A 14,118-nucleotide genomic window follows, 5' to 3' on the forward strand; every position below is an offset into this window, starting at 1 on the left:
ATGGTCCATTCCGTCGAGCTGGTATTCGACCCGGACACCGAGGACACGGTCCGGCGGATCTGGGATGCACTGCGCGACGCCGACATTCCGAGCCAGGCGCCCGCCAGCAGGCCGCACGCGACGCTGACCGTCGCCCAACACATCGACGCTCAGGCTGACGTCGTGCTCACCGACCTCGTCCACCGGTTCCCGCTGCAGTGCCGGCTGGGCGCGACGCTGATCTTCGGGCGCTCGGCCGGAGTATTGGCGCGGCTGCTGGTCCCGACGGAGGAGCTGCTCGAGATCCAGGCCGAGGTGTATCGACTGTGCCTGCCGTTCATGGACCCGACTCCCATGCCCCACACCGAACCGGGGAACTGGACTCCGCACGTCACGCTGGCCCGGCGGATCGCTCCGGGCCGGCAGACCACCGCTGTGCGGATCGCCGGGCGACCCGCCGAGATCATCGGTCAGGTGGCCGGGCTACGTCATTGGGACGGCGACAAGCGCCTGGATCACCCGATCGGGAACTGCCCCTAGGTCTGTCCGGCCCGAATTCGCCCGCAGCGTCGGTGGGTGGTGGCATAATCGAACACATGTTCGATCCACTGTCTGATGTGGAGCTGATCGACGAGGTCAGTGCTGCTACGCGGGCCGAGTCGGTGGCGATCGCCGGACGGTTGGCCGCGATCGGGGCGTTGGACAGCCTGCGTGAACAGGAACTGGCCGACAGCATTTTGTGGCGCACCGATCCGTTCGAAGAGGTTTCGGCGGAGGTTTCGGTGGCGATGCGGATCAGCCGGGGCCGCGGCGGCACCCAGGTACATCACGCTCGGGTGTTGCGCGACAAACTGCCCCAGGTGGCGGCCCGCTTCGCCGTCGGCGATATCGACTATCGGGTGGTGCGGATGATCATCGCTCGCACCGAGACCACCAACCCCGCGGTGTGGGCCGGGCTGGACGCCGAGTTGGCTGAGCGGGCGCCTCAGTGGATGCGGTTCTCCGAGCGGCAGTTGCGGGATCGGATTGATCAGTGGATCGCGAAACTCGATCCGAACGGGGTCCGGGTGCCGCCGGATCTGGCGCAGGACCGGTTTGTGCAGGTCGATCCGGGCAGCCCCGGTCAGGCCACCATCGTGGCCAATGTGGATGCCGTTGACGGGGCGGCGTTCGATCAACGCCTGGATGCGTTGGCGGACACGGTGTGTGAGCATGATCCGCGCAGCCGGGAGCGGCGCCGTGCCGATGCGATCGGGCCGTTGGCGCGGCGGGAGGCCCAGTTGACCTGCCGGTGTGGTCGGGATGATTGCCCGGCCGCCCAAAAGCGTGCGGCGGCCGATGCGGCGGTGGTGCACGTGCTGGCCGAGCAATCCACTCTCGATGGCAGCTCGCAGAATCCGGGGTATCTGCCTGGGCATGGCATCCTGCCCGCCGAATCCGTTCGCGACCTGGCGGCCACGGCCAAGATCAAGCCGGTGCGGATGCCTGCAGCGCCTAAGACTCCGGCCGAACAAGGCACGGTGTCTGACACGGTTGAGTCGACCGAACCGAGCGGTTCGCCTGAGGCGCCGATCGAACCCAGCGAGTCCGCCGCCCCCGAGGGGGCTGAGCCGGGGTATCGCCCGTCGGTGGCACTATCGGAGTTCATCCGCTGGCGCGATCTGACGTGTCGGTTCCCCGGTTGTGACGCCCCGATCGCCCGGTGCGACATCGACCACACCGTGCCCTATCCGGCGGGCCCGACGCATCCATCGAACACCAAGCTGTACTGCCGGGCCCATCATTTGGTGAAGACGTTCTGCCCGGGCTGGTCGGATCGTCAATTACCTGACGGCACAGTCGAAATCACCACACCCACCGGCCACACACATGTCACCGAACCCCATGGCGCGGGTATGTTTCCCACCCTGGGCCAACCCACCGGGGACCTCAACCTGTCCGTACCCGAAGCCCCCAACGAGAATCCGCACCGGGCCGGGAAGATGCCCAAACGCTCACACACTCGCGAGCAGGACCGCCAAGAACGCATCGCCGAAGAACGACGCCTACGCGCCGAATTCAACAACGACCTCGACGTCGAACGCCAATACCAAGCCTGGCTCGCCGAAGAATATGGACCACCACCGCCATTTTGAGGCGGCATTCTGAGCTGCCCGGATCAATTCTCGCTACGCTGCCGGCCATCGCGGCCGGAGCTGAGTGCGCTGGCGCCCCGTACTGCCACACCGTCCACGAGCAACTGCAGGCCGAAGGCGAACTGGCGGGAGGTGTCACGGGTGAGCACCGACTGCTCGTCGGCCAGGGCGCCCGCGGCGTCCCACTGCAGACGGGACTGTTCGTCGGCGGTGAAGCCGAGCACGAAGTACAGGAAAGTGCGAGCAGCCAACTCGTCGTCCGGCGATGCCACACCGGCCCGCTGGGCGGCGTCGGCGAGTTGGGCCACGATCTCGATGGCCAGCTTTGACTGCCCGGCCGCGAAGCTCGATGACACCAGTTCGGCGCCGTCGGTGTGCGACAGCAGTGCGTCGCGCAGCGCCACACAGATCTCGTGGATCCGGCCCGGCCAGGACGGCGTCGTGGAATCAGTGCGCGCAGGCTGCAGGATGCGGTCGGCGACGGCGCCGAGCAGTTCCTGTTTGTTGGCGAAGTGCCAGTACAACGCACCCGGACTGACGTTGAGCTCACGGGCCAGGCGGCGCATCGTCAGGTCGGCGATGCCGTAGTTGTCGAGGATGGCCGTCGCCGCATCCACCACGTCGGGTTTGTGGAGTTGCACACCGTTACCCTAGCCTGAACGGTGTTCAATTGTCGGCTCGGCCGACGTGTTCAATTGTCGGCCCGGCCGACCCCATGATCCACAGGAGGACTTTCGGTGACGCAGGCAGCCGTAGATGTACTGGGCGTAGCTCGCGAGCAGGTTCTGGAGCGTGGCGTCGGCCTCGACAAGGACCAGACGCTGCAGGTGCTGCAGCTGCCCGACGACCAGCTCGAGGAACTGCTGGCCCTGGCCCACGAGGTCCGGATGAAGTGGTGTGGCCCCGAGGTCGAGGTCGAGGGCATCATCAGCCTCAAGACCGGCGGCTGCCCGGAGGACTGCCATTTCTGCTCGCAGTCGGGTCTGTTCGCCTCCCCGGTGCGTAGCGCCTGGCTCGACATCCCGAGCCTGGTCGAGGCGGCCAAGCAGACCGCCAAGACCGGCGCCACCGAGTTCTGCATCGTGGCCGCGGTGCGTGGCCCCGACGAGCGCCTGCTGGCCCAGGTCGCCGCGGGCATCGAGGCGATCCGCAACGAGGTCGACATCCAGATCGCGTGCTCGCTGGGCATGCTGACCCAGGAGCAGGTGGACCGCCTCAAGGACATGGGCGTGCACCGCTACAACCACAACCTGGAGACCGCACAGTCGTTCTTCCCCAACGTCGTCACCACCCACTCGTGGGAAGAGCGCTGGGGCACGCTGGAAATGGTGCGCGAGGCCGGCATGGAGGTCTGCTGCGGCGGCATCCTGGGCATGGGCGAGACGCTGGAGCAGCGCGCCGAGTTCGCCGCCAACCTGGCCGAGCTCGACCCGCACGAGGTGCCGCTGAACTTCCTCAACCCGCGCCCGGGCACACCCTTCGGCGATCTCGAGGTGCTGCCTGCCTCTGAGGCCCTCAAGGCGGTGGCCGCGTTCCGGCTGGCGCTGCCGCGCACGATGCTGCGCTTCGCCGGTGGCCGCGAGATCACCCTTGGTGACCTCGGCGCCAAGCAGGGCATCCTGGGCGGCATCAACGCCGTCATCGTCGGCAACTACCTGACCACCCTGGGCCGTCCGGCCGAGTCGGACCTGGAATTGCTCGACGATCTGCAGATGCCGATCAAGGCGCTGAACGCCAGCCTGTAGAACTGGTGGTGATGGTTCAAGACTTGCCCGCGCCCGTCGGCGCCGGCCTATACAACGTCTACACCGGGGTCCAGGCGGACGCGGCGGACGGAAGCGTCGTGCCCACTGCCGCTCAGCTCGGGCTGGAACCGCCACGGTTCTGTGCCGAATGCGGCCGCCGGATGATCGTCCAGGTGCGGCCCACCGGGTGGTGGGCCAAGTGTTCGCGGCATGGGCAGGTGGATTCGATGGACCTGGATACGCGGCGATGAGCCTCTCGGGCGAAGAGCAGAAGGTCCCGATGAGCCTCTCGGGCGAAGAGCAGAAGGTCCCGATGAGCCTCTCGGGCGAAGAGCAGGTTGCCCAGGCCGGTTCGGCTCCCGCCAATCTCCCTGGCGCACCGAGAGTTTCGCGCGAGCGTGCGGTGGTGACCGTCCTTGGGGCTCTGGCGGTGGCCGGTGCGCTGCTCGGCGCGCTGTGGGCCTGGTTGACGCCGGGGATTCATGGCGTGATCGCGTTGACCCGTAGCGGTGAGCGGGTGCACGCGTATCTGGGCAGTGAATCCGATCATTTCTTCACGTCGGCATTCATGTTCGTCGGCATGCTCGTCGTCCTGGCGATCGTGGCCGCGGTGGCGCTGTGGCAATGGGCTCCGCATCGCGGGCCCGTCATGGTCGCTGCGTTGGCCATGGGCTCTGCGTTGGCCACCGGCGTGGCTGCCGGTGTCGGTGCGGCACTGGCGCACGTGCGGTTCGGCTCGTTGGACATCGCCGGAGCCCCGGTGAGCCCGGAACATCGGGTCCAGTACGTGTTGGAAGCGCCGTCGGTCTTTTTCGGGCACACACCGCTGCAGATCGCCGGCACGATCCTGTTTCCTGCAGCCGCGGCGGCAATGGTCTATGCGCTGATCGCGGTGTCCACCGTGCGTGACGACCTGGGCGCGTGGCCTCCTGTGGAGACCCCGACGTATCCGGTGATCCCGCCGGTGGTCAGTCCGCCCGGGGCTTGACGGCTGCGGGTTCGAAAAGCTCGACGGGGTTGCCGTCGGGGTCGTCGACCTGGATCTGCCGTCCGCCCGGCCCCGTCTCCATCGTGTTGCGGAACCTGACGTCGGCCCCGTGCAACTCGGTGACGGCGGTGTCGAGGTCGTCGACTTCGAGCACGATCCGATTGAAGCTTCCGGGGGTCTGTGGCGTGCCGTCGGGCAGTGGACGTGCACCCGAGCTGCCCGGCCCGCTCAAGAACACGGTGAGATCCCCGTTGACCACGGATGCGAATGCCGGTCCTCCACGGAGTGCGACATCGAATCCCAGGTGCCCGGTATAGAACGCCACCGCGCGCTCGACGTCGGTGACCTGGTAGCGGATCGCGCCGGTTCGGTAGGTGGTATGTCTAGACATGACCGCAGTCTGCCGATCTTCGCGGCGGATGTATTGAACAAAATTGACCTACGGCTCGAGCGCGATGTGGTCATCCTTCGCGACGTAGCTGCCTCGGCGTAGTTGCTGGGCGGGGGTCATCCCGGAGAACTCCTGGAACTCCCTGATCATGTGCGACTGGTCGGCGTATCCGTGCTCGACGGCGAAGGTAGGCCAATGCGGCGGTGAGAGTGCCGATGAGACGGCGTCATGTGCGTGCCGGAACCGTTGCAGGCGGGCGAACCGTTTGGGTGGCATCCCGACCTGGGCGGTGAACAGCTGGATCAGCCTGCGGTGACTGAAGCCAATTGCGCGGGCAAGCTTTTCGATCGTTGGTTGGCGGTCGAGGCTGAGCGCGCCCACCGCGAAGGCCACTTCCGGGGTCAGCCCGCGGTCGCCGCTCGATCGGGTGAGCAGCGCACGTTCGACGATCGCCAAGCGCTGTGTGATCGACTTCGCCTCGCAGATCTCGGCGCGCAGGTCGGCTGCGCCGTTCCACACTGCGTCGAGATCGATGTGGGAACCCAGCAGTTCGTGCGGTGACACTCCGAGGACCGCGTGTACGCCACCCGGTTTGAAATGCACGCCCACCATTGCGGTGTGCTCACGGGCGTCGATGTCGAACGGCCGGGTGTAGGGGCCGGAGACTGCGGATCCCGAAAGTCGTTGTGAACCTTGATGGTTCGCTATGGTGATGGTGTCGGCGCCGAGGTTCACGACAAGTTCGGTGGTACCGGTGGGCAGGATGCGTTCCGCCGGGTACGTGGGTCCGTCCGCAATGCACCACAGGTGGTCGACGCTGTCGCGCAGGGCCACCGTCGGAGGCTGACGGATATAACGCATCTACCCCTATTGTGCCAGCTCGCGAAAGGTCAGAGCGGGCGCCGCCGTACCGTCCGGCCCAAAGCCACTTTGGTGGCGATTCCGGCCAGTCGCGCCATGCCCATGTAGGTGATCGGGTTGAGCAGCGTCGGCCATTTGGAACGCACGAGGTTGGCGGTCAGCGGGCGCTCGGCGAACCGGTCGTTCAGCCAGCGCAACGCCATCGGCGCCGAGAACGGGTGCAACAGCAGGTGTTCGCTGAACATGTCGCGGTGGTAGGTCACGTCGGCCCCGCCGGCCAGGTAGGTATCGGCGAGTTCGTCGATGTCGTCGACCGAGATGATCTCGTCATGCACGGCCTGCACGATCAGCACCGGCGGGACCGGCACGGCCACACCGAGTTTGGTGTCGTTGAACACCTCGGTGACTTCGGGGCCGTCGATGATCTGTTCCAGGGGCAGGTCGACCAGATCGGCCATGTCGGTGCGGAACATCCGCACGACGGCCTCCACGGTGGTCATCCGGTGCAGCCGGTCCAGGATCTTGCGTCCCTCTGTGGTGGCGTGCTCGGCGATCACTCGGTTGAGGTTGGGGTAGATGTCGGCGAGGGCGGCCACCACGAGGGCCGGCAGCCCGGAGAACACGGTGCCGTTGAGCCGGCGGAAGGTGTTTCCGAGGTTGCCGACAGGGGAGCCCAGGACGGCGCCGACGATATTGAGCTCAGGGGCGTAGCTGCCGGCCATCTCGGCTGCCCAGGCGCTGGCCAGGCCGCCGCCGGAATATCCCCACAGGCCGATAGGTGCCGTCGGAGACAACGACAGGTGCTCGGTGTTGAGCGCCGCCCGCAAGCCGTCGAGCACCCGGTAACCGGGCTCGTAGGGCGCGCCCCACATGCCGTTGATGCCCTCGTGATCGGGCACCGAGACCGCCCAGCCTTCGGCCAGCGCGGCCGAGACCAGCAGAAATTCCAGCTGGGCCAGGGAGCCGGTGGCCTTGGCGTGGTGGCGCAGGGCGTAGGAGGGGAAGCACCGGGCTGAAATTGCGTCGATCGCGCACTGGTACGACACGATCGGACAGTCCGGTGCGGCGTCGGCCGGGACGATGACGGTGGTGGCGGCAGCTTCCGGGATGCCGTTGCGGTCGGTGGAACGGAACAACAGCTGCGTGGCCTGCAGGCGCTGCGGGATCAGGCCCAGAAACGCCAGCTCGACGTCACGGCTGCGCAGGACGGTGCCTGGTTCGGCGTGCTGGAACCCCGCGGGCGGTACATAGAACGCGTCGTCGTGGGGGAGGACGGGCCGGGCGGCCTGGTCGAGCTCCTCGTGAGGTGCCCGACCGATCCATTCGGCTGCCGAGACGGTGGCTGCACTGCCCATGTCCATCCCGGCATTCTTACTTAAGGAGGGTCTAAGAAGCCAGTCGACTCACCCGGGCGGGCGCAGAGCAGCGAATTCGTCGGTCACGCGGTAGCGCGAGTCGGTGAAGCGGTACAGCGCCGCGGGACGGCCGCCGCTACGCCCGGATCGGGCGGTGGTCCCGGTGCGGGTGATGACCTTGCGGCGTTCCAGGACGCGCTGCAGGTTCGTGGCATCGACTTGGTAGTCGAGCGCGGCGCTGTAGATGTCACGCAACGTGGACAGCGCGAATTCCTTTGGCGCCAAGGCGAATCCGATGTTGGTGTACGACATCTTGGCCACCAGGCGGTTGCGTGCGTGTTCGACCATCGGTGCGTGGTCGAAGGCCATCGGGGGGAGGTCGCTGACCGGATGCCACCGGGTGTCCGGCGGCAGGGCCGGGGTAGAGGGGGAGGGCACCAGGCCCAGGAACGTCGATGCGATGGTCCGCGTGCCGGGAACGCGATGCGGGTCGGAAAACACCGCCAGTTGCTCGAGATGGGCGAGTTCTCGCAGGTCAACCTTCTCGGCGAGCTGTCGTCGAACCGAACTGATCAGGTCCTCGTCGTCATCCAGTCGGCCGCCCGGCAGGGACCATTTGCCCTGCTCCGGATCCAGTGCCCGCTGCCACAGCAGCACGTTGAGTGCGGGTTGCCGGGTGTCGAGGCCGCGAACCTGGAACACGACGGCGAGCACTTCGTGCGCGGTGTTACCATGTGGCATGTTTTCGATTATAAGTCGAAAACCTGACGCAGTGGAGGAGGTCGGCGTGACCGCTCTCAATGACACCCTCGCGGGGGGCTTGGCAGATCAGATCGTCGATGGTCCCGGTGGCTATTCCGGCGTTGACGGCGACGAGAAATGGGCTGCCGAGATCCGCCGTTTGGTCGATCAGCGTGGCGCGACGCTGCTGGCGCACAACTATCAGTTGCCGGCCATCCAGGACGTCGCCGACCACGTCGGTGATTCCCTGGCGCTGTCACGCATCGCCGCCGAGGCTCCCGAGGACACCATCGTGTTCTGCGGCGTGCACTTCATGGCCGAGACGGCCAAGATCCTCAGCCCCGACAAGACGGTGCTGATCCCGGATCAGCGCGCCGGTTGCTCGCTGGCCGACTCGATCACCGCCGACGAGCTGCAGGCCTGGAAGGACGAGCACCCCGGTGCGGTCGTCGTTTCCTACGTCAACACCACTGCCGCGGTGAAGGCGCTGACCGACATCTGCTGCACCTCGTCCAATGCCGTCGAGGTGGTGGCCTCGATCCCCGGGGACCGCGAGGTGCTGTTCTGCCCGGACCAGTTCCTGGGTGCGCACGTGCGCCGCGTCACCGGCCGCAAGAACCTGCACGTCTGGGCCGGCGAATGCCACGTGCACGCCGGGATCAACGGCGACGAGCTGGCCGACCAGGCCCGGTCGCACCCCGACGCCGAACTCTTTGTGCACCCTGAATGTGGTTGTGCCACCTCGGCGCTCTACCTGGCCGGTGAGGGTGCGGTTCCCGAGGAGCGGGTGAAGATCCTGTCAACGGGCGGAATGCTCGACGCGGCCCGTGAAACCCGGGCCCGACAGGTACTCGTCGCCACCGAGGTCGGCATGCTGCACCAGTTGCGCAGGGCTGCACCGGAAGTCGACTTCCTGGCCGTCAACGACCGCGCGTCGTGCACCTACATGAAGATGATCACTCCGGCCGCACTGCTGCGCTGCCTGATCGAGGGTGCCGACGAGGTGCATGTCGATCCCGAGACCGCTCGGCTGGGACGGGCCAGCGTGCAGCGCATGATCGCGATTGGTCAGCCCGGCGGCGGCGAATGACCCCGACGGGCAGCGCCCGGGGATCGAGCCGCTTCGCCTGCGGCAGTTCGACGCTGTGGCAGCAGCGCGCTGACGTTGTCGTGGTCGGCACCGGAGTCGCCGGTCTGGTGGCGGCCCTGGCCGCGCACCGCCGGGGCCGGCGAGTGGTGGTCCTGAGCAAGGCTCGCGAGACTGCGACGTTCCATGCCCAGGGCGGGATTGCTGTCGTGTTGCCGGATTCCGACGACTCCGTCGAGGCGCACGTTGCCGATACGGTCGCGGCGGGCGGCGGCCTTTGCGATCCGGATGCGGTGCGCTCCATCGTCGCGGCCGGCTACGGCGCGGTGGCGGATCTGGTGACCGACGGCGCCCAGTTCGACGAGACAGCACCTGGGCGCTGGGCGCTGACCCGCGAGGGCGGCCACACCCGCCGCCGGATCATTCACGCCGGGGGTGATTCCACCGGGGCCGAGGTGCAGCGCGCCCTCGATTCGGCAGCCGCTGAACTCGACATCCGCCGTGACCACGTGGCGTGCGAGATCCTGCGTGACCACAGTGGCGTGACCGGAGTGCTGGTGCGCAACGAGGACGGCCTGGGTCTCATCCACGCGCCATCGGTCATCCTGGCAACCGGCGGCCTCGGCCACGTGTACGCGGCCACCACCAATCCGAGTGGCTCGACCGGTGACGGCATCGCCCTGGCGCTGTGGGCCGGAGTTGCGGTCCGCGACATCGAGTTCGTCCAGTTCCACCCGACCATGCTGTACGCGGAGAACGGCGGCGGACGGCGTCCGCTCATCACCGAAGCACTCCGCGGTGAAGGCGCCGTACTCATTGACTCGCAAGGCAACTCGGTGACCGATGGGGTGCATCCGATGGGGGACCTGGCCCCCCGCGATGTGGTCGCGGCTGCCATCAACGCCCGGCTCAGCACCTCGGGTGACCCGTGCGTTTATCTGGATGCCCGGCGTATCGCCCGGTTCTCCGACCGGTTTCCCACCGTGGCGGCGGCCTGCGCGGCGGCCGGGATCGACCCCACCCGCCAACCGATTCCGGTGGTTCCCGGCGCCCACTACAGCTGCGGCGGTGTGGTGACTGACGTGCATGGACGTACCGAACTGCCCGGGCTGTTCGCCGCGGGCGAGGTCGCCCGCACCGGGATGCACGGAGCCAACCGGTTGGCCTCCAACAGCCTGCTGGAAGGGCTCGTCGTCGGCGGCCGGGCCGGCCGGTTGGCCGCCGAGCACGCAAGCGCGGCCGGTTCGGTGCGCGCCCAGGCGCCGCAGGACCGCCGTCAAGACTCCGTTGACCGAGATGTCCTGCAGCAAGCCATGTCCGAGCATGCTTCAGTGGTCCGCGACGCCGAGGGCCTGCGGCGGCTCGACGCTGTTCTGGCCGATGCGCGTTCGGTGCAGCCCGCCAACCGCCACAGCTTCGAGGATGCGGCCCTCACCGCGACCGCACGCGCGATCGCCGTCGGGGCCCTGGCCCGCACCGAAAGCCGTGGCTGCCACCATCGCGCCGATTACCCCGATACCGACCCCGCTCAGGAGCATTCCGTGACAATTCGCGCCGTAGCCGGCCGCCCCGTCCTCGATACCGCAACGGCGGTGTGCTGATGGCACTTTCGGATACTGAGCTGGCGGAGGCCAGGGCCACGATCACACGCGCGCTCGAAGAAGACCTGCGCTACGGCCCGGACATCACGACTCTTGCCACCGTGGGCGCCGATGCGATGACCACCGCCTCGGTGGTGAATCGGGAGCCAGGCGTGGCCGCCGGTGTCGACATCGCGCTACTGGTGCTCGACGAGGTCCTCGGTGCCGACGGCTACCGCGTGATCAACCGAGTCGAGGACGGTGCCCGCCTGGACGCCCGTTCGGCGATCCTGACGGTCGAGGCGCCGACCCGCGGGCTGCTCACGGCCGAACGCACCATGCTGAACCTGATGTGCCACCTGTCGGGGATCGCCACGGCGACCGCCGCCTGGGTCGATGCGGTGGCCGGTACCAACGCCAAGATCCGCGACACCCGCAAGACGCTGCCGGGCCTGCGTGCGCTGCAGAAGTACGCGGTCCGCGTCGGTGGTGGCGTCAACCATCGGATGGGGCTGGGCGACGCGGCGTTGATCAAGGACAACCACGTCGCCGCGGCGGGGTCGGTGCTTGCCGCGCTCAAGGCGGTCCGGGCGGAGGCGCCGGACCTGCCCTGCGAGGTCGAGGTGGATTCGCTCGAGCAACTCGACGACGTGCTCGCCGCCGACGTGGAATTGGTGCTGCTCGATAACTTTCCGGTCTGGCAGACCCAGATCGCCGTGCAGCGCCGCGACACGCGCTCGCCCAAAACCCTGTTGGAATCCTCGGGTGGCCTGTCATTGGACAGCGCCGCCGACTACGCCGGTACCGGGGTCGACTACCTCGCGATCGGTGCCCTCACCCATTCGGTGCGGGTGCTCGATATCGGCCTGGACACTTAATCCGCTGCGGCTCGGCGCAATTCGCGCCGGGCCGCGGTCGGCGTCCACCCGGTGTGTGCACGCATTGTGCGGCAGAGGTGCGCTTGGTCCGCGAAGCCCAGTGCAGCCGCGATATCGGCCACCGTGGAGTCTCTGCGGTGCAGATGGTCTAGCGCCCGGCTGATCCGGACCCGGTTGCGGTACCGCGTCACCGACACCCCCAATTCATGGCCGAACGAACGACTCAGCCGGTACGGGGAAACCCCGAGAGCGGCGGCAAGGGGGAACAGTCCCACGGCAGCGTCGTCGGCCTGCCTGATCGCCTCGCGGGCCTGTGCCACCAACCGCCGCTCCGAGAGCTGAGCCGGTGACCCGGCCGGTATCGGTCGTTGTGCCACCGAACGCAGCGCCGTGCCCACCAGCTGCACCAGACCCTCCGCGAGTTGATAGTCGGGATCGTCGGGACCGGCGGACAGGAGCCGCCGATGGGCCAGTTCGAGCCGGGCGTCCACATACACGGCGGTAGGGCCGATCCGTTTCGGCTCGCCGGCGAGTTGCCACCAGTTCTCGGCGTTGAGCTGCAACGACGTGCAGGCATCGCCGCCGTGTGGATGAGCGAAATGTTCGGGCTCCCCGGGCGCACCGAGATAGCCGAGCGTCGCATCGTGTTCCACCGGGCCGCCGGACCCACGACGCTGAAAGCGCCCGGAGCGCACCAGGACGAACCGCCCGTCGACCGGGCATTCAGGCTCGGACCAGTCCGCGTGCTCGCCGGTGCAGCTCCAGGTGGCGATGCTGAAATCCGGCCGGGAAATCAGCGTCTGTGCACTCAACACCTCCCACACGCTAGCCCCGCGGACCGACATCCAAGGCCCGCAAGAATGTTCAAGACACCAGGTCAGTGTCCGGCCAGACTGATGCCATGGCCTTCATCCAGATCGAGTTCGAAGTTGACGCCGACGGTGCACACGTGTGGCAGGTGATAGGCGACTGGGCCGATGGTCCGGTGCGGATGGCCCCCGGCTTCGTCACTTCTTCCGAGGCCGACGGCGACGTTCGCGTCGTGACGTTCGCGGACGGGTTCGTCGCCCGCGAGCGGCTGGTCAGCCGCGACGACCAGGCCCGCCGGATCGCGTACTCGCTGATCGGCGACACCGCCCGGCCTGAGCATGACAATGCCGTGATGCAGGTGGTGGCCGACGGGCCGAACCATTGCCGCTTCGTCTGGTCTCGCGATGTGCTGCCATCCGAAGTCGCCAGTCCGCTGCAGACTGCGATGGAAACGGCAGCACCGATCATCAAGGAAGCGCTGGAGGCTACGACGGGTGGCTAGGCGGTCGCGCCGCGGCGGACCAACGAGAGCACCACGGCGGCCGTCGCGAACAGCCCGGAGAACACCCGGCCGAGCATCGTCTGCTGACGCGGTGTCTGCAGCCAATTGAGCAACCGCGCCGCCAGGCCGGTGTAGAGACTCATCACGACCACGTCGACGACGACCATCGTCGCCCCGATCGCCAGGTACTGCGGGAGCAACGGTGCGGTCGGCACCACGAACTGCGGCAGCACCGCGACCAGGAACACCAAGCCCTTCGGGTTGGTCGTGTTCACCAGGAATCCGCGCGTCACCAGGGCCAGCCGGCCCCGCTCGCCCGCACCGCCCATCCGGTCGCGTAGATCCTGCGAGGCGCTACGCCATTGCTGGATCGCCAGCCAGATCAGATATGCCACACCGATCCACTTGACGATGTGGAAGGCCAGCATCGACTTGGCGACGAGGGCGCCCAGGCCGACGGCCACCAACACCAGCTGCGCGAGCAGCCCGAGCTGGAGTCCGAGCACGCTCCATGACCCACGACGTACGCCATGGGTCAGGCCGGTCGCCATCGACTGGATCGCCCCAGCACCGGGGGACAAGCTGATGGCGATCGACGCGCCGAGAAACGCGAGCCAGATCTGCCAGGTCATATGTGCAGTCTGGCGACCGTGTCAAACGATATCTGCGACGAAGACGCCCATCCGGCGGGCCGCGTTGCGGGGGATCCGGGGGAGGGTGGGATCGTCGGTACCCGCCGGCAGGACGCGCGGGTTCGTGATCTTGATGTCGCCGCGGAACAGGTGCACGTCGGCCCCACCGGCGGCGATCACGTTCTTCACCCAGTTGGTCTTGCCGTGCAGGAGCGTCACCGCGAAAACGTTGCCATTGCGGTAGCTGGTCACGATCGTCTCGTACGGCGTACCGGAGGTACGGCCCCGATGCTTGATCACGGTGAAGCCCGGCAAGCGCTTGGAAAACGGTTTGACCAGCGGGTTGATGTATTTGATCTGGAACCGCTCCAGCGCGGGCGGCACAAGCATCGGTACGCCAGGGGCGTTGTTCGGATGGTCTTTTGCGGACATCT

General features: G+C 67.5%; 17 protein-coding genes. 9 read left to right on the forward strand and 8 right to left on the reverse strand.

Annotation, left to right across the window (positions count from 1 at the left end; all coding sequences use genetic code 11):
• Entirely contained in the window at positions 1–519 is a 519-nt protein-coding gene (locus AC4LGL_RS13625) for a 2'-5' RNA ligase family protein (RefSeq protein WP_491839144.1), read from the forward strand.
• A gap of 56 nt (positions 520–575) precedes the next feature.
• Positions 576–2,114 carry an HNH endonuclease signature motif containing protein gene (locus AC4LGL_RS13630; protein ID WP_491839145.1) on the forward strand — a complete coding sequence of 513 codons (1,539 nt, stop codon included), beginning with the start codon at positions 576–578 and terminating at the stop codon, positions 2,112–2,114.
• Positions 2,115–2,137: 23 nt separating this feature from the next.
• Here the strand turns inward: AC4LGL_RS13630 and AC4LGL_RS13635 are convergent, their stop codons facing one another.
• A complete protein-coding gene (locus AC4LGL_RS13635; protein WP_491839146.1) occupies positions 2,138–2,755 on the reverse strand; it encodes a TetR family transcriptional regulator in 618 nt (205 codons plus the stop codon).
• Between the two features lie 96 nt (positions 2,756–2,851).
• Between AC4LGL_RS13635 and bioB the strand changes: the two genes are divergently transcribed.
• Genes bioB through AC4LGL_RS13650 form a run of 3 tightly spaced genes read left to right on the forward strand, consistent with a single transcriptional unit; the run spans position 2,852 to position 4,847 of the window.
• The gene (gene bioB, locus AC4LGL_RS13640; protein WP_055113863.1) at positions 2,852–3,859 is read left to right on the forward strand and encodes a biotin synthase BioB; all 1,008 of its coding nucleotides are present in this window, start codon (positions 2,852–2,854) and stop codon (positions 3,857–3,859) included.
• An 11-nt stretch (positions 3,860–3,870) separates the two neighbouring features.
• Positions 3,871–4,110 carry a biotin synthase auxiliary protein BsaP gene (bsaP, locus tag AC4LGL_RS13645; RefSeq protein ID WP_064887255.1) on the forward strand — a complete coding sequence of 80 codons (240 nt, stop codon included), beginning with the start codon at positions 3,871–3,873 and terminating at the stop codon, positions 4,108–4,110.
• Entirely contained in the window at positions 4,107–4,847 is a 741-nt protein-coding gene (locus tag AC4LGL_RS13650; RefSeq protein WP_491839147.1) for a DUF2567 domain-containing protein, read from the forward strand. The genes bsaP and AC4LGL_RS13650 overlap by 4 nt, the downstream gene beginning before the upstream one ends.
• Here AC4LGL_RS13650 and AC4LGL_RS13655 read toward each other — a convergent pair.
• From AC4LGL_RS13655 to AC4LGL_RS13670, 4 genes are read right to left on the reverse strand one after another with little or no spacing between them, the layout of a single operon-like run.
• A complete protein-coding gene (locus AC4LGL_RS13655) occupies positions 4,828–5,238 on the reverse strand; it encodes a VOC family protein (RefSeq protein WP_491839148.1) in 411 nt (136 codons plus the stop codon). The genes AC4LGL_RS13650 and AC4LGL_RS13655 overlap by 20 nt on opposite strands.
• 48 nt (positions 5,239–5,286) lie before the next feature.
• Entirely contained in the window at positions 5,287–6,099 is an 813-nt protein-coding gene (locus AC4LGL_RS13660; protein WP_491839149.1) for a DUF6597 domain-containing transcriptional factor, read from the reverse strand.
• A gap of 29 nt (positions 6,100–6,128) precedes the next feature.
• Positions 6,129–7,460 carry a lipase family protein gene (locus AC4LGL_RS13665; protein WP_491839150.1) on the reverse strand — a complete coding sequence of 444 codons (1,332 nt, stop codon included), beginning with the start codon at positions 7,458–7,460 and terminating at the stop codon, positions 6,129–6,131.
• Positions 7,461–7,502: 42 nt separating this feature from the next.
• Positions 7,503–8,168 (reverse strand): NUDIX hydrolase, encoded by a 666-nt coding sequence (locus tag AC4LGL_RS13670; protein ID WP_491839363.1) that lies wholly within the window; start codon positions 8,166–8,168, stop codon positions 7,503–7,505.
• 73 nt (positions 8,169–8,241) lie between these two features.
• Between AC4LGL_RS13670 and nadA the strand changes: the two genes are divergently transcribed.
• Genes nadA through nadC form a run of 3 tightly spaced genes read left to right on the forward strand, consistent with a single transcriptional unit; the run spans position 8,242 to position 11,740 of the window.
• Positions 8,242–9,285 carry a quinolinate synthase NadA gene (nadA, locus tag AC4LGL_RS13675; protein ID WP_491839151.1) on the forward strand — a complete coding sequence of 348 codons (1,044 nt, stop codon included), beginning with the start codon at positions 8,242–8,244 and terminating at the stop codon, positions 9,283–9,285.
• Entirely contained in the window at positions 9,282–10,883 is a 1,602-nt protein-coding gene (locus tag AC4LGL_RS13680; RefSeq protein WP_491839152.1) for an L-aspartate oxidase, read from the forward strand. The genes nadA and AC4LGL_RS13680 overlap by 4 nt, the downstream gene beginning before the upstream one ends.
• The gene (gene nadC / locus AC4LGL_RS13685; RefSeq protein WP_491839153.1) at positions 10,883–11,740 is read left to right on the forward strand and encodes a carboxylating nicotinate-nucleotide diphosphorylase; all 858 of its coding nucleotides are present in this window, start codon (positions 10,883–10,885) and stop codon (positions 11,738–11,740) included. Before AC4LGL_RS13680 ends, nadC begins: the two co-directional genes overlap by 1 nt.
• Here the strand turns inward: nadC and AC4LGL_RS13690 are convergent.
• Positions 11,737–12,555 carry a helix-turn-helix domain-containing protein gene (locus tag AC4LGL_RS13690; protein ID WP_491839154.1) on the reverse strand — a complete coding sequence of 273 codons (819 nt, stop codon included), beginning with the start codon at positions 12,553–12,555 and terminating at the stop codon, positions 11,737–11,739. The two genes, nadC and AC4LGL_RS13690, sit on opposite strands and share 4 nt — an antisense overlap.
• Positions 12,556–12,641: 86 nt before the next feature.
• On the opposite strand from AC4LGL_RS13690, the gene AC4LGL_RS13695 reads away from it, so the two are divergent.
• Positions 12,642–13,052: an SRPBCC family protein gene (locus AC4LGL_RS13695; protein WP_491839155.1), complete on the forward strand. Its 411-nt coding sequence runs from the start codon at positions 12,642–12,644 to the stop codon at positions 13,050–13,052.
• Here AC4LGL_RS13695 and rhtB read toward each other — a convergent pair.
• Both rhtB and AC4LGL_RS13705 read right to left on the reverse strand, forming a co-directional pair.
• Entirely contained in the window at positions 13,049–13,684 is a 636-nt protein-coding gene (gene rhtB, locus AC4LGL_RS13700) for a homoserine/homoserine lactone efflux protein (protein ID WP_491839156.1), read from the reverse strand. The genes AC4LGL_RS13695 and rhtB overlap by 4 nt on opposite strands.
• A gap of 21 nt (positions 13,685–13,705) precedes the next feature.
• Positions 13,706–14,116 carry a nitroreductase family deazaflavin-dependent oxidoreductase gene (locus AC4LGL_RS13705; RefSeq protein WP_491839157.1) on the reverse strand — a complete coding sequence of 137 codons (411 nt, stop codon included), beginning with the start codon at positions 14,114–14,116 and terminating at the stop codon, positions 13,706–13,708.
• Positions 14,117–14,118 lie beyond the last annotated feature (2 nt).

Source organism: Mycolicibacterium arcueilense (assembly GCF_058536225.1).